The organism is Leclercia adecarboxylata, assembly GCF_023639785.1.
Lineage (GTDB): Bacteria > Pseudomonadota > Gammaproteobacteria > Enterobacterales > Enterobacteriaceae > Enterobacter > Enterobacter adecarboxylatus_D.
The window spans coordinates 2,056,008-2,077,784 of record NZ_CP098325.1 but is presented as its reverse complement, the minus strand read 5'-3'; the positions used below and the strand labels follow the sequence as shown (position 1 = coordinate 2,077,784).

Sequence of the window (21,777 nt, the reverse complement as noted above, 5' to 3'; positions counted from 1 at the left end):
AAACAATAATAAATACAGTTAATTTATTAATTATTTAAACTGTACTTAAGTTTATTTTTATGAACGTTTAACTTTATGACTTACATTAAACTTTTTAAAACCAGGCGCTTTCTTATCTGTATTATTGTCAGGAAATGCTATATATAAAGGTATCTGCACTATGGAAACAATAAGCAGAGTCGCATGTGGAGCAATGCTGTGTGTACTGTGGGGTCTGTTGGATGTCGACAGGCTCCATTTTTTTATCCTTAAGTTGGTTAAGAAATAACCTGTCGGGCGTGTCGTCTGAATTGTGTGATTAATGACGCGGTTAATGGCGTCTGACGAGAGTCTCTTCTCTGTATAAGGTAATAGGTTGCTCTGGGTAACGGCTCTTTCACCGGGATCATCACCAGACGGTGCGCCAGAAGCGGGTCGCAGCCCAGCTCCTGCGGCAAAATGCTGAGAAAATCGCTTTGCGCCACCAGGCTGATGCTCGACGAAAAGGTTTCACATACCACGCCAATATGCGGGATCTGTTCCCGGTGGGAAAACATCTCTTCCAGTTGCTTATAATAACTGCCGCGCGGGGTTGGCATCGTCCAGCTATATTTCAGTAACTCATTAATGGATTTAGCGCCAGTCGCCGGATGGCCTTCCCGACAAAATATCGCAAAGGGTTTCTCAAACAATTTTTCGAACGTGAATTCATGATCATAAGGCCCCTGGTAATAGGTATTAATCGTGAAATCGAGTTCGCCCTGGCGTAATTCATTTATCATCGAAACTAATTGCCCCTCCATTATCCGCACCTTGACCTGCGGATGCTGCTGATGAAAGCGGGTAATAACGGCAGGCATTAACATACGGGCGATACTGGCACCCATACCGATATTAATCTGCCCGGCCTGCTGGCCCTGCCGCTGCCGGATATCATCCTGGGCGTTGCGCAGCTCCTCGAGGATCAGGCTGGCATGCTGGTAAAAGCTCTCGCCGCACTCGGTAAGGGTTACCCCTTTGCTGCGCCGGATAAACAGCTGCGCCGAGATCCCTTCCTCCAGCTCTTTAATGGATTTGGTTAACGCCGGTTGCGACAGGTTAAGCACCCGGCTGGCACCACGAATGCTTCCCTGTTTCGCCACTTCCACAAACGCCCGCAGCTGATGAAATTTAACCTGAAATGTCATGTCGGAACCGATAACCGTTGTTTATCAGAGAAAAGAAACTGTCATCTACTGTAATGGAATTGATTGTGCCAGGGTAAGCCAAGAACGGTTAAATCTGTGAAAAAACGGTTAGTGATAAGTAAAAACTATCACAGTGTGAAGCAGTTCACATATTCTTATGATACAGGAAACGATATGCATAATCTGGCGCAGGATCTGAAGGCCCTCTTCCCGCAACTCATCGCCTGGCGGCGTGATTTCCACCATTTTGCTGAATCCGGATGGGTCGAGTTCCGCACGGCGGCAAAGGTCGCAGAGGTGCTGGACCAGCTGGGCTACGACCTGGCAATGGGGCGCGATGTGGTCGATGCTGACAGCCGGATGGGCCTGCCTGACGATGCCACTCTGGCAGCAGCCTTTGCCCGGGCCCGTGAGCAGGGCGCGCCTGAAAAATGGCTTGGCGCTTTTGAAGGCGGCTTCGCCGGTATTGTCGCCACGTTGCACTCCGGCCGCCCTGGGCCGACGATGGCGTTTCGCGTGGATATGGACGCGCTGGATCTGGATGAAGCCCGCGACAACGACCATCTTCCCTTCCGGGAAGGTTTTGCCTCCTGTAACGACGGCATGATGCATGCCTGCGCCCACGACGGTCACACCACCATCGGTCTTGGGCTGGCGCACGTGCTGATGCAGTACCGCGAGCAGCTTAACGGCACCATCAAACTCATCTTCCAGCCTGCCGAAGAGGGCACCCGCGGCGCGCGGGCAATGGTTGCGGCAGGCGCGCTGGACGGCGTGGATTACTTCACCGCCATTCATATCGGCACCGGCGTACCGGCGGGCACCGTGATCTGCGGCAGCGATAACTTTATGGCCACCACCAAATTTGACGTGCGCTTCACCGGCGTGGCGGCGCACGCAGGCGGTAAACCCGAAGAGGGGCGTAACGCCCTGCTGGCCGCCGCCCAAGCCGCCATCGGTCTGCACAGTATCGCCCCGCACAGCGAAGGGGCATCCCGGGTGAACGTTGGCGTGATGCAGGCGGGCAGCGGCCGTAACGTTGTGCCCGCCAGCGCCCTGCTGAAGATAGAGACGCGCGGCGAGAGCGAAGCCATCAACAACTATGTGTTCGAGCGCGCGAAAGCGGTGATCGACGGCGCAGCAGCAATGCACGGGGTCAGCCATGAGCTACGACTGATGGGTGCGGCGACTTCCAGCACGCCATCCCCGGCGTGGGTAAGTTACCTGCGCGAACAGGCGGCCCAGGTTCCCGGCGTTGAGCAGGCCATCGACAGGGTGAAAGCCCCTGCCGGCTCTGAAGACGCCACCCTGATGATGGCGCGGGTTCAGCAAAACGGCGGGCTCGCCTCCTATATGGTGTTTGGCACTACCCTCAGCGCCGGACATCACAACGAAAAATTCGACTTTGACGAGACGGTGATGCTGATTGCCATCGAAACCCTGGCGCGTACCGCGCTTAACTTCCCGTGGACGCGAGGTGTGTAATGCAGCCAGTTTACCGTTTTGTTGATGATGCCATTGAGACCCGCGCTCACCATTTCACCGCCATTGCCGATGAGATCTGGGATCATCCGGAAACCCGATTTGAAGAGTTCTGGTCTGCCGAACGGCTTGCCGGCGCCCTGGAAGAGGCAGGTTTTACCCTTACCCGTGAAGCCGGCGGCGTGCCGAACGCCTTTATTGCCAGCTACGGCGAAGGGAAACCGGTTATCGCCCTGCTGGGGGAATACGACGCCCTGGCGGGTTTGAGCCAGCAGGCGCACTGTGCCACACCACAAAGCGATACGCCGGGTGCTAACGGCCACGGCTGCGGGCATAACCTGCTTGGCACCGCCGCTCTCGCAGGGGCCGTGGCGGTCAAAAGCTGGCTGGAGCAGCACGGCGGCAGCGGCACCGTGCGCTTTTACGGCTGTCCAGGGGAAGAAGGCGGCTCGGGTAAAACCTTTATGGTGCGCGAGGGGCTGTTCGATGACGTGGACGCTGCCGTCACCTGGCATCCCGAAGCCTTCGCCGGCATGTTTAACGTCAGTACCCTGGCCAACATCCAGGTCGCCTGGCGTTTTCACGGCACGGCGGCCCATGCGGCGAACTCTCCGCATCTGGGGCGCAGCGCGCTGGATGCCGTCACGCTGATGACGACCGGCACTAATTTCCTGAATGAACACATCATTGAGAAAGCCCGGGTCCATTACGCCATCACCGACACCGGCGGGATTTCACCGAACGTGGTGCAGGCCCAGGCGGAAGTGCTGTATCTGATCCGCGCCCCGGAAATGGCCGACGCGCAGCAGATCTACGAGCGTATCGAAAAGATTGCCCAGGGCGCAGCAATGATGACTGAAACCACCGTAGAACGTCGCTTTGAAAAGGCCTGCTCCAGCTATCTGCCTAACCGTACGCTGGAGGCGGCTATGTACAGCGCCGTTCAGCATTACGGCACCCCGGCATGGAGCGAGGAGGAACGCGCCTTTGCCGCAGAGATCCGCGCCACGCTGAGCGACAACGATCTGCAAAATAGCCTGAAAAACATTGCCGCAACCGGGGGGAAAGAGGGTAAAGCGTTCGCCCGCCGCCATCAGCAGACCCTGCTGATTGACGAAGTGGCGCCTTACGCCATCACCGATGACGTGCTGGCAGGCTCCACCGACGTGGGCGATGTCAGCTGGAAAATGCCCGTGGCCCAGTGCTTCAGCCCCTGCTTCACCGTGGGCACCCCGCTGCATACCTGGCAACTGGTGGCGCAGGGCCGCACCTCTATCGCCCATAAAGGCATGCTGCACGCCGGCAAAGTGATGGGCGCAACCGTCCTTAACCTGATGCAGGATTCCGCGCTGCTGGCCGCCTGCCGGGAGGAGTTTACTCAACAGCTCACTGACAAACCGTATCACTGTCCGATCCCAGACAATGTGACGCCGTCACCTTTAAAATAATAAAACATCACAACAACATAACAACACAACACTCCCGAGGAACGCCCATGAGTATGTCATCCATACCTTCGCATTCCCCATCCGGCAAGCTCTATGGTTGGGTTGAAAGGGTCGGCAATAAAGTGCCGCATCCTTTCCTGCTTTTTGTCTATTTGATTGTGATTTTGATGATCGCTACCGCAGTCCTGTCCGCTTTTGACGTCAGCGCCCGCAACCCGGCTGACGGCAGCATGGTGGCGGTGAAAAACCTGCTCAGCGTCGAAGGCCTGCACTGGTTTTTACCCAACGTGATCAAAAACTTCAGCGGCTTTGCGCCGCTGGGTGCCATCCTTGCGCTGGTGCTCGGGGCGGGTCTGGCTGAGCGCTCCGGCTTGCTGCCTGCGCTGATGGTCAAAATGGCCTCTCACGTCAGTGCCCGTTATGCCAGCTATATGGTGCTGTTTATCGCTTTCTTCAGCCATATCTCCTCGGATGCCGCGCTGGTGATCATGCCGCCAATGGGGGCGCTGATCTTCCTGGCGGTAGGACGGCATCCGGTAGCGGGCCTGCTGGCGGCCATTGCCGGGGTCGGCTGCGGCTTTACCGCCAACCTGCTGATTGTCACTACCGACGTGCTGCTCTCGGGCATCAGCACCGAGGCGGCAAAATCCATCGATGCTGCAATGCACGTCAGCGTGATCGACAACTGGTACTTTATGGCCAGTTCGGTGATTGTGCTGACCATTGTCGGCGGGCTTATTACCGATAAGATTGTCGAACCGCGTCTGGGCAAGTGGCAGGGTAGCAGCGACGAGAAGCTGGATGCGTTATCGCCTGAACAGCGCCGGGGCCTGCGCGTGGCCGGGGTGGTATCCCTGCTGTTCATCGCCGCCATTGCGCTGATGGTGGTGCCGGAGAACGGCATCCTGCGCGATCCGGTGAAGCATACCGTCCTGCCCTCGCCCTTTATTAAAGGTATCGTGCCGCTGATCATCCTCTTCTTCTTTGTTGTCTCGCTGGCCTACGGCATTGCCACCGGCAAAGTGCGTCGTCAGGGCGATCTGCCCCAGCTGATGATCGAGCCGATGAAAGAGATGGCCGGGTTTATTGTGATGGTGTTCCCGCTGGCGCAGTTTGTTGCCATGTTTAACTGGAGCAACATGGGCAAGTTTATGGCGGTGGGGCTGACCGACATTCTGGAGTCTGCCGGGCTGAGTGGCGTACCGGCGTTCGTTGGCCTGGCGCTGCTGTCGTCCCTGCTGTGTATGTTTATCGCCAGCGGGTCGGCCATCTGGTCCATCCTCGCCCCTATCTTCGTGCCGATGTTTATGCTGCTCGGCTTCCACCCGGCATTTGCGCAGATCCTGTTCCGCGTGGCGGATTCGTCGGTGATCCCGCTGGCCCCGGTGTCGCCGTTCGTGCCGCTGTTCCTGGGCTTCCTGCAACGCTATAAGCCCGAGGCGAAGCTGGGTACCTACTATTCGCTGGTGCTGCCCTATCCGCTTCTCTTTTTAGGGGTATGGTTGCTGATGCTGGTGGCGTGGTATCTTGTCGGCCTGCCCATCGGGCCTGGTATCTACCCGCGACTGAACTAAGGAACACCTGATGCTGAGATTGCTCGAAGACAAAATTGCGACGCCCCTGGGGCCACTGTGGGTAATTGCCGATGAGCAATTCAACCTGCGCGCGGTGGAGTGGGAAGAGCACAGCAACCGGATGGTGGAGCTGCTGAATATCCACTACCGGGCGCAGGGCTATGAGCGCATCAGCGCCCGCAATCCGGGCGGATTGAGCGATAAGCTCACCGCCTGGTTCGAGGGCGATCTCAGCATTATCGATACCCTGCCCACCGCAACCGGCGGCACCCCTTTTCAGCGTGAAGTGTGGCAGGCGTTGCGCGCGATCCCCTGCGGGCAGGTGATGCATTACGGGCAGCTGGCAGAGCAGCTTGGCCGCCCGGGTGCGGCACGTGCCGTCGGTGCGGCAAACGGCGCCAATCCGGTCAGTATTGTGGTGCCCTGCCACCGCGTAATCGGACGTAGCGGCGCCCTCACAGGCTATGCAGGCGGGGTGCAGCGCAAGGAGTGGTTACTGCGTCACGAAGGCTATTTATTACTGTAGCTCCAGGCTTTTAGTGCTTAATATTCCTTAAGTTAGACGAAATATCCGCAGCCAAGTTGTGGAATTTCAAGAAGATGCTGGCACATTCACGTAACTTGTCCTTAATGATGGTTTACCAGGCTTACACAGGGTCAAAAAAGATGTTAAAATTGACCAATATCAATTAAGGCTTGAGCAAACCTATGATCCCGGAAAAGCGAATTATTCGACGCATTCAGTCTGGCGGTTGTGCTATCCATTGTCAGGACTGCAGCATCAGCCAGCTCTGTATCCCGTTTACCCTGAATGAGCACGAGCTTGATCAGCTTGATAACATTATCGAGCGTAAAAAGCCGATTCAGAAAGGGCAGACGCTGTTTAAAGCGGGAGACGAACTGAAGTCGCTGTACGCTATCCGCTCTGGCACCATCAAAAGCTATACCATCACCGAGCAGGGCGACGAACAGATCACGGGCTTCCACCTGGCAGGCGATCTGGTTGGCTTTGACGCTATCGGCACCGGTAACCACCCGAGCTTTGCTCAGGCGCTCGAGACCTCAATGGTTTGCGAAATCCCGTTTGAAACCCTCGACGATCTGTCAGGCAAAATGCCAAACCTGCGTCAGCAGATGATGCGTCTGATGAGCGGCGAGATCAAAGGCGATCAGGACATGATTCTGCTGCTTTCTAAAAAGAATGCAGAAGAGCGTCTGGCGGCGTTTATCTATAACCTCTCCCGTCGTTTTGCCGAGCGCGGTTTCTCTCCTCGCGAGTTCCGTCTGACCATGACCCGTGGCGATATTGGTAACTACCTGGGCCTGACCGTTGAAACCATCAGCCGTCTGCTGGGACGTTTCCAGAAAAGCGGCATGCTGGCGGTAAAAGGCAAGTACATCACCATTGAAAACGGTGAAGCGCTGGCGGTGCTGGCGGGCCACTCGCGCAACGTGGCATAAATTCATCTGACTTCTGCTTGCCAGATCGGTAATTTTACTGATTTATTGATCTGGCAAAACTTCCCCCCTGTTTCATTTCAGATATATAGGTTACTCTTTTAATTACAGACTGTGGTGACAGTAGTAAGGAGACCTGTATGGCAAAGTATCAAAACATGCTGGTGGCCATCGATCCTAATCAGGACGATCAACCGGCGTTACGACGAGCTGTCTATTTACATCAACGGATTGGTGGCAGAATCAAAGCGTTTCTGCCGATATATGACTTCTCTTACGAAATGACCACCCTTCTGTCGCCTGACGAACGCACCGCTATGCGTCAGGGAGTGATCAGCCAGCGCACCGCATGGATCCGCGAGCAGGCAAAATTCTATCTTGATGCCGGTGTGCCTATCGAAATTAAAGTGGTGTGGCACAACCGTCCGTTTGAAGCCATCATTCAGGAAGTGATCAGCGGCGAACACGATCTGCTGCTGAAAATGGCCCACCAGCACGATAAGCTTGAGGCGGTGATTTTCACCCCGACCGACTGGCACCTGCTGCGCAAATGCCCGTGCCCGGTATGGATGGTCAAAGACCAGCCGTGGCCGGAAGGCGGTAAAGCGGTAGTGGCGGTGAACCTCGCCAGCGAAGAGAATTACCACAACGCCCTGAACGAGAAGCTGGTCAAAGAGACGGTCTATCTCGCCGAGAAGGTCAACCACACTGAAGTCCACCTTGTTGGCGCCTACCCGATCACCCCCATCAACATTGCTATCGAACTCCCGGAATTTGATCCCACCGTTTATAACGATGCCATCCGCGGACAGCATCTGCTGGCGATGAAAGCGCTGCGACAGAAGTTCGGCATCGATGAAAAACTGACCCACGTTGAAAAAGGGCTGCCGGAAGAGGTGATCCCGGACCTGTCAGAGCATCTGCAGGCCGGTATCGTGGTGTTAGGCACTATTGGCCGCACCGGAATTTCCGCCGCGTTCCTGGGCAACACCGCGGAACAGGTGATTGACCATCTGCGCTGTGACCTGCTGGTCATCAAGCCGGATCAGTATCAGACCCCGGTCGAACTCGACGACGAGGAAGACGACTAAGCGAAAAAAAGCCCGCCATCTGGCGGGCTTTTTTTTAGCTCTGGGTGGCGGGCTGTTGAGAAGACGGCTGTGCGCCCTCGCCCTCTTTCATCCAGGGTGCATGCAGCACCATGCTTGGCAGGGCCAGTTTTACGCCCTCATCATTCAGGCTCTCCAGAATCCGGATGTTAATCTCCTGCTGGATATCCATGTATTTGTTGTAATCAGCTGTATTAACGATATGCACCACCTCAAAGGTCAGCCTGTCCTTGTCAAAACCGAGCAGATGGGCGCGGTCAAAGCGCGTTTCGCCAATGTCAGTGATGATCTTCTTCACGTTATCGCCAATTACGCGCAGCTTTTCTGGCGGGGTGTCGCTGGCCACGCCGAAGGTGAAGACGATACGGCGCGTCTGCATACGCTTGTAGTTATGCAGCGTTTGCTGAAGCAGGATCGCATTGCCGCAGACAATCTGTTCCCCGCTCAGGCTACGAATGCGCGTCGTTTTCAGGCCGATGTGCTCCACCGTCCCGGCCACGTCGTTGAACACCACGAAATCGCCAATCTCAAAGGGCTTGTCGAAGCCAATAGAGAGCGACGCAAAGACGTCGCTGAGAATGGTCTGCACCGCCAGAGCGATGGCGATACCCCCCACCCCCAGACTGGCAACCAGAGCAGTGATGTTGACGCCCGCGTTGGCAAGAATAGACAGCAGCATCACTGACCAGACAATCGCCCGCAGGATCAGGCCGGTTATTACCAGGGTGACCGGGTTTTTATGACTCCCCGGCGCGAGCATCACGTGCCGTAGCCAGGAGACCACACCCTGATCCATCCACAGCGCCACCTGAATGGCAAACACCAGGAACCAGGCATGGCTCAGGGTGCCGAACAGACGATCGGGGAGATCAATAAACCGCAGGCTGAACAGAAAAGCGACCACGAACAGCAGGACTCTGCTGGTTCTGTTAAGCATCTCAGTGAGGACTAACTGCATCCTGTTGGTGGTGGGATGCTTATCGCCCCAGCTGGTTATGCCTTTATGGACAAAAGTGATCAGGCGCTTCAGAAGCCAGTAAACCAGCAGGGTCACCACCACCACGGTGGCAAAGCCGATCCAGAAGGTGGGGGTCATCATGAGCGCCAGAATATTGAAGTGGGACAAAAACTGCATTATCTCTCCTCCCTTTACACAAAGGTAAAAGTATAGACAGATGGCATAGACTGAAGGCAGAAATAAGAAAACCGCCCTGGTGGGCGGTTTTTTTATCAGCCATTACGCCTTGCTTACAGCGCTTTCAGGATCGCATCCACGCTGGCTTTGGCATCGCCAAACAGCATGTGAGTGTTCTCTTTGAAGAACAGCGGGTTCTGCACGCCAGCGTAACCGGTGTTCATGGAGCGTTTGAAGACGATAACGTTCTGCGCCTTCCACACTTCCAGCACCGGCATACCGGCGATTGGGCTCTTCGGATCGTCCTGCGCCGCCGGGTTAACGGTGTCGTTGGCGCCGATAACCAGCACGGTATCGGTATCGGAGAAGTCGTCGTTGATCTCATCCATCTCCAGCACGATGTCGTAAGGCACTTTCGCCTCCGCCAGCAGCACGTTCATGTGGCCTGGCAGACGACCGGCAACCGGGTGAATACCAAAACGCACCTTGATGCCGCGGGCACGCAGACGCTCGGTGATTTCCGCCACCGGATACTGAGCCTGCGCCACCGCCATGCCGTAGCCTGGGGTGATGATGACCGTGTGCGAGTTTTTCAGCATGTCAGCGGTATCTTCAGCGCTGATCTCACGATGCTCACCCACTTCGTCGTCACCGCCGGAGGTTTGACCGTCGGTACCGAAGCCCCCGGCAATCACGCTGATGAACGAACGGTTCATCGCCTTACACATGATGTAGGAGAGGATCGCACCGCTCGAGCCCACCAGCGCACCGGTAACGATCAGCAGGTCGTTGCTCAGCATAAAGCCCGCCGCCGCTGCCGCCCAACCGGAGTAGGAGTTCAGCATGGAGACCACCACCGGCATGTCAGCGCCGCCGATAGAGGCAACCAGGTGCCAGCCGAACGCCAGCGCGATGATGGTCATCACCAGCAGCGCCAGCACCTGCATGCCCACGCTGTCGGTACGCACGAACACCACCATCAGCACGAAGGAGACCACCAGCGCGGCCAGGTTCATCTTGTGGCGGTTTGGCAGCATCAGCGGTTTAGAGGAGATTTTGCCGCGCAGCTTGCCGAATGCCACGATGGAACCGGTAAAGGTCACCGCCCCGATGAAGATCCCGAGGAACACTTCGGTCAGGTGGATGTTGACCAGAATCGGCTCCATCCCCGGCTCGTGATACAGGTAGCTGTTAAAGCCAACCAGCACTGCCGCCAGACCGACGAAACTGTGCAGGATCGCCACCAGCTCCGGCATTTCCGTCATTTCAACGCGTTTAGCGAGACGGATACCAATGGCGCCGCCGATGATCATCGCCACCAGGATCCACGCCACGTTGCCGGTATCCGGCCCGAAAATCGTGGCAATCAGCGCAATCGCCATCCCGGCGATACCAAAGTTGTTACCCTGCTGCGACGTTTCATGTTTTGAAAGCCCGGCGAGGCTGAAAATAAACAGGATCGCGGCAACAATGTATGCAGCTGTAACTAATCCTCCAGACATAGGTTACCCCTTATCCCTTACGAAACATTTTCAGCATGCGCTGAGTCACGGTGAAACCACCGAAAATATTGATACTGGCGATCAGTACCGCGATAAAGCTGAGGAAGCTGACCCAGCCGCCGTGACCAATCTGCAGCAATGCCCCGACCACGATGATCCCTGAGATGGCGTTCGTCACCGACATCAGAGGGGTATGCAGCGCATGGGAGACGTTCCACACCACGTAGTAACCCACTACGCAGGAGAGCGCGAAGACCGTAAAGTGCCCAAGGAACTCTTTCGGCGCGACGTCTGCCAGCCAGCCAAAGAGGATAATGGCCAGCGCCATAAAGGCGAACTTGCGCCACGGCGAGGCCGGTTTTTCCGGTTCTTGTGGTGCCGGAGCAGCTTTCGCAGCGGCCTGCGGCTGGGCGGAAACCTGAATAGGCGGTGCCGGCCAGGTGATTTCACCTTCACGAACTACGGTCACGCCACGCACCACGACGTCTTCAAAATCAATGGCGACGTTGCCGTCTTTCTCTTTGCACAGCAGCTTCAGCAGGTTGACCAGGTTGGTACCATACAGCTGAGAAGACTGGGTCGGCAGACGGCCCGGCAGGTCGGTATAGCCGATCACTTTTACGCCGTTGGCGGTGGTGGTGACTACGCCCGGCACGGTGTATTCGCAGTTCCCGCCGTTTTGCGCGGCCAGATCGACGATCACGCTGCCGGCCTTCATGCTATCAACCATTTCACGGGTGATCAGCTTCGGCGCCGGCTTGCCCGGGATCAGTGCGGTGGTGACAATAATGTCCACCTCTTTCGCCTGAGCAGCAAACAGCGCCATTTCAGCTTTGATGAACGCCTCGGACATCACCTTCGCGTAGCCGTCGCCGCTGCCGGCTTCTTCTTTGAAGTCCAGTTCCAGGAACTCGGCGCCCATACTCTGCACCTGTTCTTTCACTTCCGGACGGGTATCAAAAGCACGGACGATGGCGCCCAGACTGTTTGCCGCGCCAATGGCGGCGAGGCCCGCAACGCCTGCACCAATCACCATTACTTTTGCTGGCGGGACTTTACCCGCAGCGGTGATCTGACCGGTAAAGAAGCGACCAAACTCGTGAGCCGCCTCGACGATGGCACGGTAACCCGCGATATTCGCCATCGAGCTCAGGGCGTCCAGCGACTGCGCACGCGAGATGCGCGGCACGGAGTCCATTGCCATGACGGTGACGCCACGCGCGGCCAGCTTCTCCATCAGTTCCGGGTTCTGGGCTGGCCAGATAAAGCTCACCAGGGTCGTCCCCGGATTCAGCAGCGCGATTTCATCCTCTTCAGGTGCATTGACCTTCAGGATAACGTCCGAGTGCCAGACGTTAGCGCCATCTACAATCTCTGCGCCCGCCTGAACGAACGCCTCGTCATCAAAACTTGCCAGCTTGCCCGCGCCGCTTTCAACCGCGACGGTAAAACCCAGTTTAAGTAGCTGTTCCACCGTTTTTGGTGTTGCCGCTACGCGGGTTTCATTGGCAAACCGTTCTTTTGGTACCCCAATACGCATAGTAATCCCTTCCATCGGTTTATGATGATGGTTTGTCGAACATTCAACACGGATACAGAACAACGGTGACAGGTCATAACCTGCCACTTACGAATACCCGCAGAAAATAAACAGTAACAAACTTTCTATAACCTACTGAAAATACCGCCTGTGATCCACAGCAAGAAAACACTTTTTATGTCTTAAACTGACAAAAATAAGCGATCGGCATCTCTGACAGGCATATCTGCCTTTATTTCTCCGCCAGGGCCGATGTTTAGCTCAGTCGAGGCGGGAAAAACACGATATAGCGCCAGCCAGAAACAACTTATTAACATTAAATCAACTTGTGAAAGTCATATGCTTTATTAGTTTTACTGGTCAAACGCGTGTTTTTTCAACATATCACTAAATGTTATGGAAAGAGATCGTCACCCCGACATTGGCCGCAAAAAATGCCGCAGACAGCAGAGGGTGTTAAATGCAATAATCGTCAACGTTTTCAAATTAACAACTACACCAGTACCTGGTTTGCGTAAGGCGAAGGATAATTTTTTATGAAGCTTAAGAACACTCTCCTGGCGTCCGCACTCCTTTCTGCGACCGCCCTGTCTGCCAATGCAGCGACAGAGTTAACGCCGGAGCAAGCGGCAGCAACGAAACCTTACGACCGCGTTATGATCGTAGGTCGTTTTAACTCAATTGGCGATGCAGTTTCCGCCGCATCAAAACGCGCCGATAAAGAAGGCGCCGCCGCATTTTACGTGGTTGATAACTCAGACTACGGTGACAGCGGCAACCAGCGAGTACTTGTTGCGCTGTATAAAGAAAATGCCCCGAAAGCCGAAGAGCAGAAAAATCGCGTGATTAATGGCGTGATGGAGCTGCCAAAAGACCAGGCCGTTCTGCTTGAGCCTTATGACACCGTGACCATCCAGGGCTTCTACCGCAGCCAGCCAGAAGTGAACGAAGCCATCACCAAAGCCGCGAAGGCGAAAGGGGCTGACGCCTTCTATATCGTTCGCCAGATCGATGCAAACCAGGGCGGTAACCAGCGCATCACTGCCTATATCTACAAAAAAGACGCCAAAAAACGCATCGTCCAGAGCCCGGATGCCATTCCGGCTGACTCCGATGCAGGCCGTGCAGCAGTCGCTAAAGGCGGCGAAGAAGCGAAGAAAGTTGAGATCCCGGGCGTGGCGACCAGCGCCGCACCTGCCGCAAGCGTTGCCGGCGTGGGCCGTTTCTTTGAAACGCAATCCACCAAAGGCGGCCGCTACAGCGTTACGCTGACCGACGGCACGAAAATTGAAGAGCTGAACAACGCCACCGCCGCGCAGATGGTGCCGTTTGACAGCATCAAATTCACCGGTAACTACGCCAACATGACCGAAGTCTCCTATCAGGTGGCGAAGCGTGCAGCGAAGAAAGGTGCCAAGTATTACCACATTACCCGCCAGTGGCAGGAACGCGGTAATAACATGACCATCAGCGCCGACCTGTACAAATAAGTTAACGGTGTCACTCAGGCGGCCTGGAGCCGCCTTTTTTTTCGCTTTTTACCCCGATTTCGGCCCATCCTCATTGCATGCTTTAGTGACACTCCGTAAAATCCCGCGCCTTAGCGTGATCCACCATTTTTATGCGCTTCGACAAAATAATTATTCTGGATCTGACCCCTTTTCAAACAGGAAGCCAATGGAAAAGAAACTTGGCCTGAGCGCTTTAACTGCGCTCGTTTTAAGCTCCATGCTCGGTGCGGGTGTATTCAGTCTGCCGCAGAACATGGCCGCCGTTGCCAGCCCGTCTGCGCTGCTTATCGGCTGGGGGATCACCGGCGTCGGGATCCTGCTGCTGGCCTTCGCCATGCTGCTGCTGACGCGCATCCGTCCCGATCTCGACGGCGGCATTTTTACCTACGCCCGTGAAGGCTTTGGTGAGCTGGTGGGGTTCTGTTCCGCCTGGGGCTACTGGCTGTGCGCGGTGATCGCCAACGTCTCGTATCTGGTGATCGTCTTTTCTGCGCTGAGTTTCTTTACCGATACCCCTGAACTGAAACTGTTTGGCGATGGCAATACCTGGCAATCCATCGTTGGCTCCTCGGTACTGCTGTGGGTCGTGCACTTCCTGGTGCTGCGCGGCGTGCAGACCGCAGCGAGCATCAACCTGGTGGCAACCCTGGCGAAGCTGGTGCCGCTGGGGCTGTTTATCGTGCTGGCGTTTATCGCGTTTCGTCTCGATCTCTTCAGCCTGGACTTTTCCGGCGTGGCGCTGGGCGTCCCGGTCTGGGAGCAGGTGAAAAATACCATGCTGATCACCCTGTGGGTGTTTATCGGGGTGGAAGGTGCGGTGGTGGTCTCGGCCCGGGCACGCAATAAGCACGATGTGGGCCGCGCCACGCTGCTGGCGGTACTGGCCGCCCTGAGCGTTTATCTGCTGGTGACGCTGCTGTCGCTGGGCGTGGTGGCGCGTCCTGAACTGGCGGAGATGCGTAACCCGTCCATGGCGGGCCTGATGGTGACGATGATGGGCTCCTGGGGCGAAGTGGTGATTGCCGCTGGTCTTATCGTCTCCGTGTGCGGCGCTTACCTGAGCTGGACCATCATGGCGGCCGAAGTGCCCTTCCTCGCTGCGACGCATAAAGCCTTCCCGCGTCTGTTCAGCCAGCAGAACAAGAACAATGCCCCGTCGGCGTCGCTGTGGTTGACCAATCTCAGCGTGCAGGTCTCTCTGGTGCTGATCTGGCTCACAGGTTCTGACTATAACACCTTGTTAACCATCGCCTCTGAGATGATTCTGGTACCCTATTTCCTGGTGGGTGCATATTTGCTAAAAATAGCGACCCGACCAATGCATACTGTCGTGGGAATGGGTGCCTGCATTTACGGCTTATGGCTGCTCTACGCCTCCGGACCGATGCATCTGCTGCTCTCCGTCGTGCTCTACGCGCCGGGGCTGCTGGTGTTTATTTACGCCCGTCGCACGCACCAGCTCCAGCACGCGCTGAAGCGTCGTGAAATCGTGCTGATTGGATTGTTACTGGTTGCCGCATTACCGGCAACGTGGATGTTGATGGGATAAGCGACCGCGTCCCATCGTCGAACGGATAAGGAGAACACGATGGGACAGGCAAAACCGCTCCCGATCCTGATTACTGGCGGAGGCCGTCGCATCGGCCTCGCGCTTGCCCACCATTTTCTGAACCTTCACCAGCCGGTGATTATCAGCTATCGCACGAAATATCCGGCGATCGAGACGCTTTGCAAGGCGGGGGCCACCTGTATTCAGGCCGATTTCGCTACCGATGAAGGCATTATGGCCTTTGCCGAACGGATAAAAGCGGAAACCACAGGTTTACGCGCCATCATCCATAATGCCAGCGCATGGATGCCGGAGAGCCCGGAGACGCCGCTCAGCGAAACGCTCTCCTGCATGCTGCAGATCCACGTCCATGCCCCTTACCTGCTGAACCATGCCCTGCAGGAACTCCTGCGCGGCCACGGCCATGCCGCCAGCGACATCATCCACTTTACCGACTACGTGGTTGAGCGCGGCAGCGATAAGCACATTGCCTATGCCGCCAGCAAAGCCGCCCTGGATAACATGACCCGCTCCTTTGCCCGCAAGCTGGCACCGGAGGTCAAAGTCAACGCCATCGCCCCGTCGCTGATCATGTTCAATGAACACGACGATGCCGACTACCGCCAGCAGGCGCTGAATAAGTCTTTGATGAAGATCGCCCCGGGTGAAAAAGAGGTGATTGATTTGATCGACTACATTCTGACCAGCTGCTACGTTACGGGCCGGTCATTTGGCGTGGATGGCGGCCGGCCATTGCGTTAGTGAAAGCGGCTCCAGAAGAAGATTAACACCCAGGCGCTGAGGCTCCAGCACACCACGGCCCCGCCCAGCGCCAGGGGTAAACGCATAATACCGGTGAAGTACCACAGCGAGAGCAGATAGAGAAAATAGGGAATAATCGACCACATGCCAAAGACGATGGTTGCCCGCAGGGCCTCAATGCCGCGCTCAGAGGCGACGATATAGTGGGCAATTAAGGCAAAGGTCGGAAACAGCGGGATCAGCCCGGCAATATAGTAATTTTTGGTTTTCGCCAGAACGCCAATCAGCAACACCACCAGCGCGCCTATCGCCGCCTTGATCACCAGCCCCATCCCATTCTCCATAACAAATCAATAACCGTGCCGGGCAGCATAACGGAACGGCAACATTTTGCGAATGATTAATGGAAGGTTAAGGTTGCGCGGTGTATGTTGGCGTTTTCCGCAGACACAGACTTTGTATGAACAAGATCGTATACGTTGAGGATGAGCCCGAAGTTGGCCAGCTGATTGCCGCTTACCTGGGTAAACATGATATTGAGGTCATCGTCGAACCGCGCGGTGACCGCGCTGAAGAGGTGGTGGCGCGGGAAAAACCCGATCTGGTCCTGCTGGATATCATGTTGCCGGGCAAAGACGGCATGACCCTGTGCCGGGATCTGCGCGCCCGCTGGCAGGGTCCGATTGTGCTGCTCACCTCTCTCGACAGCGACATGAATCATATTCTCTCTCTGGAAATGGGTGCGAACGACTACATCCTGAAAACCACCCCTCCGGCCGTGCTGCTGGCGCGCGTGCGCCTGCATCTGCGCCAGCATGTTGCCACCGCGAGCGATAACCCGGCTCCGCAATTAACCCCGCACAAAGCGCTGCGTTTCGGCACGCTCTCCATCGATCCGGTGAATCGCCAGGTGCTCCTTTCGGGCGAGCAGGTGGCGCTGTCGACGGCGGATTTCGATCTGCTGTGGGAGCTGGCGACCCATGCCGGACAGATTATGGACCGGGATGCGCTGCTGAAAAATCTGCGCGGCGTCAGCTACGATGGCCTGGACCGCAGCGTGGACGTGGCCATCTCCCGCCTGCGCAAGAAGCTGCTGGATAACGCCACCGAGCCGTTCCGCATCAAAACCGTGCGTAACAAAGGCTATCTCTTCGCCCCGCACGCCTGGGACGTGTAAGCGGATGCTGCAGCGTCCGCAGGATTAAGCGCCCTCGTTCATTATCCTGCTCCCGATGATTAACCTTTTGCTACCGTCCGCATAATATGTATTATGTTATAACATAACATTTGTGAGGATGGTAACGTGTTCAGTAAAAACAGCGCAATGGCGTTGGTGCTTGCGGCACTGGCGCAACCGGCAATCGCCGCAACAAACTACCCGCTGACGGTAGAAAACTGTGGGGTGAAAGAGACGTTTACCCAGGCTCCGCAGCGAGTGGTGACGGTCGGGCAACACGAGACGGAACTCCTGCTGGCGCTGGGGCTTGAGAAGAAAATCAGCGCGACCTCGGTCTGGTTTGGCCCGCTGCCCGGGGCGCTTTCAGAGCAGGGTCAGGGGCTGAAAAAGCTGGCGGATAACGCCCCCTCCTTTGAAGCGGTCACCGCGCAAAACCCCGATCTGGTGCTGGCGCAATATCACTGGCACATCGGGCCGCAGGGAGAAACCGGCACCCGGGAGCAGTTTGCTTCCCTTGGCATCCCGACGTGGATCTCCCCTGCCGACTGCATCGGCAAAAGCGTCACCGACAGTTCGAACAGCGACGGGGCGCGCAGCACCCCTTTTTCCATCGCAGAGATCGCGCGTGAAATCAGCGAGCTGGCAGAGATCTTCGATGTTCAGCCGCAGGGGAAAGCGCTTAACGAGGCGCTGAAACAGCGTATTGAGAACGCGCAGTCCCGCGCCGCCGGGCAGCACACCCGCCCTCTGAAAGTGGTGTACTGGTTCTCCAGCAGCCGTCTGAAAGGCGATCCCTGGGTCGCGGGCGATTATGGCGCGCCGGGCTGGATCAGCCACACCCTTGGGCTGAAAAATATCATTGACTCCCATGATGAATGGCCCGCTGTGACCTGGGAGCACATCGCCCAGGCTCAGCCAGACGTGATCGTCATCGCTGAAATGTCCCGTCGGCTTTACCCGGCCGATGATGTGGCGGTTAAAAAGGCGTTTTTAGAAGACGATCCTGTGACCCGAAACATCCCCGCCGTGAAGAAGGGTCACATCATAGTGGTGCCCGCGATGTCGCTCAATCCTTCCCTGCGCAATGTCGATGCCGTCGAAGTTATCAGCGATAAACTGGCGACGTATCAGGCTGAACGATGAGTATGTTGACTCTGCGCGCCCCCTTTTCCCTGCCGCGCTGGCGACAGGGAAGCCTGCTGGCTGTCGGGTTACTGACCCTGCCGCTGATGCTGGTTTTTGCCGCCACCGTCGGGGATATGCCGGTGTCGTATGGCAATGCGGGAAAAGCCATTCTCAACGGCCTGGGGCTGGGAAGCTATGTCCTGCCCCAGGTTGAGGAGGGGATTGTCTGGCAGTACCGCATGAGCCGGGCGCTGATGGCGGCCTGCAGCGGCGGCGGGCTGGCACTCTGCGGCCTGGTGATGCAGGCGATCCTGCGTAACCCGCTGGCGGAGCCGTATCTGCTGGGGATCTCCTCCGGCGCTTCACTGGGTGCCGTCTGCGTGATGCTGCTCGGGATCGGCAGCAGCACGCTGGGCATCAGCGGCGGGGCCTTTATCGGCGCCTGCTGCGCATTCGGGCTTATCATGCTGATCACCCACGGCATGACCGACAGCCCGCCCCGCATCCTGCTGGCGGGCATTGCCGGCACCCAGCTTTTTAACGCCATGACCGCGTACATTGTCAGCACCTCCGCCAATGCCGAGCAGTCGCGCAGCGTGATGTTCTGGCTGCTGGGCAGCCTGAGCGGCGTACGCTGGCCGGATGCTCTGCTGGCGCTGGTGGTGGTCATGGCCGGATTCATGGTGATATTCGCCTTTGCGCGCTCGCTGGATACCTTCACCTTTGGCGATGAGGTCTCCACCACCCTTGGCGTGCCGGTGACTCTGGTACGCATCATCCTGCTGCTCACCTGCGCCCTGATGACGGCGGTGATGGTCAGCATCATCGGCGCGGTGGGGTTTGTCGGGCTGGTGATCCCGCATATCACCCTGATGCTTTGCGGCCCCGGTCACCGTCGCGCGGTTCCCCTGACCTTCCTGGTCGGGAGTCACTTTATGATCCTCGCCGATGTGGTTTCCCGCACGCTGATTGTCCATCAGGTGCTACCAATTGGCGTGGTCACCGCTCTGGTGGGCGCGCCTGCCTTTGTCGTTCTGCTCTGTCGCAGCCGGGAGAAAAGCGTATGACCCTTTCATTGAGAGAACTGCAGGTTACCCTGCAGTCACGTAAAGTGCTTCAGGATATCAACCTGGAGCTGGGCAGCGGCGAGATCGTTGGCTTGCTGGGGCCAAATGGCTCGGGAAAATCGACGCTGCTGCGCTGTCTGGCCGGGTTAATCCCACGGCATGCGCACCATGTTCAGTTTGATGGCACCCCGCTCAATAAAATCTCCGTCAGGGATCGGGCAAAACAGCTGGCGTTTGTTCCCCAGCATGCGGGGGTGGATGGCGACCTCAGCGTGGAGCACATTATCCGGCTGGGACGCACGCCGCACCGCCGGGGGCTTTTTGGCTGGAGCGAGAGTGATGACCAGGCGGTGGAGAGCGCCATCCGTCAGATGAAGCTCCCTGCCCTGCGTCACCGGCTCTGGCGTCAGCTCTCCGGCGGCGAGCGGCAGCGCTGTCAGATTGCCCGCGCTCTGGCCCAGCAGCCGCGCGTGTTGATCCTCGATGAGCCCACCAATCATCTGGATATTGAGCATCAGCTGGAACTGATGACGCAGATTACCCGGTTGCCCATTACGGTGGTCGTGGCCCTGCACGATCTCAATCTCGCCGCCAACTTCTGCCATCGGCTGGTCCTGCTGAAGTCCGGCAGGGTAATAGCCAGCGGGCCGCCGGATGCTGTGCTGACGCCCCATCTGATTGAAAATGCCTGGCACGTGCAGGCAAACGTCATAAAGCAAGGCGAAACCTTCAACATTCGCTATGCCATGAGGCAGCCCATTGCGTAAAGTAGGCGATGCCCGCCCGGAGAAAGTGATTCCTGGGTAGGGCAGCATTATTAACGCGTTGTTTTTGGGTGATATTTCATGAAAAAACTGTTTGTGCAGTTTTACCTGCTGCTGTTTGTCTGCTTTCTGGTGATGACCATGTTGGTTGGCCTGGTCTATAAATTCACCGCCGAGCGGGCGGGCAGACAGTCGCTGGATGATTTGATGAAAAGCTCGCTCTACCTGATGCGCAGCGAACTGCGTGAGATCCCCCCTCACGACTGGGCGCGCACCATTAAAGAGCTGGATCTGAATCTGTCATTTAAACTGCGCATCGAGCCGCTGAAGAAATACACCCTGGATGCCCCGACGATGCAGCGACTGCGTCAGGGTGACATTGTGGCCCTGGACGATCAGTACACCTTTATCCAGCGAATTCCGCGCAGCCATTATGTTCTGGCGGTCGGCCCGGTGCCGTACCTCTACTTCCTGCACCAGATGCGCCTGCTGGATATCGCCCTGCTGGCCTTTATCGCCATTTCCCTCGCCTTCCCGGTTTTTATCTGGATGCGCCCCCACTGGCAGGACATGCTACGACTGGAAGCTGCCGCGCAGCGTTTTGGTGACGGACACCTGAACGAACGCATCCATTTTGACAGCGGTTCCAGCTTCGCGCGTCTTGGGGTGGCCTTTAACCAGATGGCGGACAACATCAACGCGCTGATTGCCAGTAAAAAGCAGCTGATCGACGGCATCGCCCACGAACTGCGCACCCCGCTGGTACGGCTGCGTTACCGGCTGGAGATGAGTGAAAACCTGACCGATGCGGAGTCGCTGGCGCTGAACCGCGATATCAGCCAACTCGAAGCGCTGATTGAGGAGCTGCTGACCTACGCCCGCCTCGACCGGCCGCAAAACGAGCTTAAGCTCATCACCCCGGATCTGCCCGCCTGGCTGCGCAGCTACGTGGAGGATGTGCAGAGCCTGAACCCGCAGCGCACACTGCTGATCAACAGTATGGACGGCGACTACGGCGCGCTGGATATGCGTTTGATGGAGCGCGTGCTGGATAACCTGGTCAACAATGCCCTGCGCTACAGCGATAACCGGCTGCGGATTTCACTGCAGCTGGACGGCAGCCGCGCCAGTCTGTCGGTGGAAGATGATGGCCCCGGCATCGCACCAGAGGCCCGTCAGCGCGTTTTTGAGCCCTTTGTCCGTCTTGATCCGAGCCGCGACCGCGCCACCGGGGGCTGTGGCCTGGGGCTGGCGATCGTTCACTCCATCGCCCAGGCGCTGGGCGGCGACGTCAGCTGCGACGCCAGCGACCTCGGCGGGGCACGGTTTTGCTTTAACTGGCCCGTCTGGCACCACATCGCCCTGCCCATCCCTGACTGACCTTAACCGCACGCTGGCCTGACCCGGC

Annotated in this window: 19 protein-coding genes; 14 read left to right on the top strand and 5 right to left on the bottom strand. The window is 57.1% G+C overall.

Annotated features, from left to right (window positions below; all coding sequences use genetic code 11):
- Positions 1-257 precede the first annotated feature (257 nt).
- The gene (locus NB069_RS09925) at positions 258-1,166 is read right to left on the bottom strand and encodes a LysR family transcriptional regulator (protein WP_250589185.1); all 909 of its coding nucleotides are present in this window, start codon (positions 1,164-1,166) and stop codon (positions 258-260) included.
- Positions 1,167-1,340: 174 nt separating this feature from the next.
- Here NB069_RS09925 and NB069_RS09920 point away from each other — a divergent pair, with 174 nt between their 5' ends.
- The 6 genes from NB069_RS09920 to uspE all read left to right on the top strand — a co-directional run bounded on the left by NB069_RS09920 (position 1,341) and on the right by uspE (position 8,219).
- Entirely contained in the window at positions 1,341-2,651 is a 1,311-nt protein-coding gene (locus NB069_RS09920; RefSeq protein WP_250589184.1) for a M20 family metallo-hydrolase, read from the top strand.
- Positions 2,651-4,096 carry a M20 family metallopeptidase gene (locus tag NB069_RS09915; protein WP_250589183.1) on the top strand — a complete coding sequence of 482 codons (1,446 nt, stop codon included), beginning with the start codon at positions 2,651-2,653 and terminating at the stop codon, positions 4,094-4,096. Before NB069_RS09920 ends, NB069_RS09915 begins: the two co-directional genes overlap by 1 nt.
- A gap of 47 nt (positions 4,097-4,143) precedes the next feature.
- The gene (abgT, locus tag NB069_RS09910) at positions 4,144-5,670 is read left to right on the top strand and encodes a p-aminobenzoyl-glutamate transporter (RefSeq protein ID WP_250589182.1); all 1,527 of its coding nucleotides are present in this window, start codon (positions 4,144-4,146) and stop codon (positions 5,668-5,670) included.
- Between the two features lie 10 nt (positions 5,671-5,680).
- The gene (gene ogt, locus NB069_RS09905; protein WP_250589181.1) at positions 5,681-6,196 is read left to right on the top strand and encodes a methylated-DNA--[protein]-cysteine S-methyltransferase; all 516 of its coding nucleotides are present in this window, start codon (positions 5,681-5,683) and stop codon (positions 6,194-6,196) included.
- 182 nt (positions 6,197-6,378) lie between these two features.
- Positions 6,379-7,131, top strand: coding sequence for a fumarate/nitrate reduction transcriptional regulator Fnr (fnr, locus tag NB069_RS09900; protein ID WP_032617879.1), 753 nt, complete (start codon positions 6,379-6,381; stop codon positions 7,129-7,131).
- Positions 7,132-7,268: 137 nt separating this feature from the next.
- Positions 7,269-8,219, top strand: coding sequence for a universal stress protein UspE (gene uspE / locus NB069_RS09895; RefSeq protein WP_250589179.1), 951 nt, complete (start codon positions 7,269-7,271; stop codon positions 8,217-8,219).
- A 34-nt stretch (positions 8,220-8,253) separates the two neighbouring features.
- Here the strand turns inward: uspE and NB069_RS09890 are convergent, their stop codons facing one another.
- The 3 genes from NB069_RS09890 to pntA all read right to left on the bottom strand — a co-directional run bounded on the left by NB069_RS09890 (position 8,254) and on the right by pntA (position 12,414).
- Complete coding sequence (locus NB069_RS09890) at positions 8,254-9,372, bottom strand: mechanosensitive ion channel family protein (RefSeq protein ID WP_250589178.1); 1,119 nt, start codon at positions 9,370-9,372, stop codon at positions 8,254-8,256.
- A gap of 113 nt (positions 9,373-9,485) precedes the next feature.
- On the bottom strand, positions 9,486-10,874 hold the full coding sequence (gene pntB, locus NB069_RS09885) for a Re/Si-specific NAD(P)(+) transhydrogenase subunit beta (RefSeq protein ID WP_250589177.1): 1,389 nt from the start codon (positions 10,872-10,874) through the stop codon (positions 9,486-9,488).
- 10 nt (positions 10,875-10,884) lie between these two features.
- Complete coding sequence (pntA, locus tag NB069_RS09880) at positions 10,885-12,414, bottom strand: Re/Si-specific NAD(P)(+) transhydrogenase subunit alpha (RefSeq protein ID WP_250589176.1); 1,530 nt, start codon at positions 12,412-12,414, stop codon at positions 10,885-10,887.
- 536 nt (positions 12,415-12,950) lie between these two features.
- Between pntA and ydgH the strand changes: the two genes are divergently transcribed.
- The 3 genes from ydgH (at position 12,951) to folM (ending at position 16,236) form a co-directional block, all read left to right on the top strand.
- Positions 12,951-13,904, top strand: coding sequence for a DUF1471 family protein YdgH (gene ydgH / locus NB069_RS09875; RefSeq protein ID WP_250589175.1), 954 nt, complete (start codon positions 12,951-12,953; stop codon positions 13,902-13,904).
- A 187-nt stretch (positions 13,905-14,091) separates the two neighbouring features.
- Positions 14,092-15,474, top strand: a complete 1,383-nt coding sequence (locus NB069_RS09870; RefSeq protein WP_250589174.1) for an amino acid permease — start codon at positions 14,092-14,094, stop codon at positions 15,472-15,474.
- A 39-nt stretch (positions 15,475-15,513) separates the two neighbouring features.
- On the top strand, positions 15,514-16,236 hold the full coding sequence (gene folM / locus NB069_RS09865) for a dihydromonapterin reductase (protein ID WP_250589173.1): 723 nt from the start codon (positions 15,514-15,516) through the stop codon (positions 16,234-16,236).
- Here the strand turns inward: folM and NB069_RS09860 are convergent.
- Entirely contained in the window at positions 16,233-16,568 is a 336-nt protein-coding gene (locus NB069_RS09860) for a GlpM family protein (RefSeq protein WP_250589485.1), read from the bottom strand. The two genes, folM and NB069_RS09860, sit on opposite strands and share 4 nt — an antisense overlap.
- A 128-nt stretch (positions 16,569-16,696) precedes the next feature.
- Between NB069_RS09860 and rstA the strand changes: the two genes are divergently transcribed.
- The 5 genes from rstA to rstB all read left to right on the top strand — a co-directional run bounded on the left by rstA (position 16,697) and on the right by rstB (position 21,749).
- Entirely contained in the window at positions 16,697-17,413 is a 717-nt protein-coding gene (gene rstA / locus NB069_RS09855) for a two-component system response regulator RstA (RefSeq protein WP_250589172.1), read from the top strand.
- 147 nt (positions 17,414-17,560) lie between these two features.
- Positions 17,561-18,556 (top strand): ABC transporter substrate-binding protein, encoded by a 996-nt coding sequence (locus NB069_RS09850; protein WP_250589484.1) that lies wholly within the window; start codon positions 17,561-17,563, stop codon positions 18,554-18,556.
- Positions 18,557-18,558: 2 nt separating this feature from the next.
- On the top strand, positions 18,559-19,605 hold the full coding sequence (locus NB069_RS09845; protein WP_434543625.1) for a FecCD family ABC transporter permease: 1,047 nt from the start codon (positions 18,559-18,561) through the stop codon (positions 19,603-19,605).
- Positions 19,602-20,372, top strand: coding sequence for an ABC transporter ATP-binding protein (locus NB069_RS09840; protein WP_250589170.1), 771 nt, complete (start codon positions 19,602-19,604; stop codon positions 20,370-20,372). Before NB069_RS09845 ends, NB069_RS09840 begins: the two co-directional genes overlap by 4 nt.
- Positions 20,373-20,450: 78 nt before the next feature.
- A complete protein-coding gene (gene rstB / locus NB069_RS09835; protein ID WP_250589169.1) occupies positions 20,451-21,749 on the top strand; it encodes a two-component system sensor histidine kinase RstB in 1,299 nt (432 codons plus the stop codon).
- The last annotated feature ends 28 nt before the right edge of the window (positions 21,750-21,777 follow it).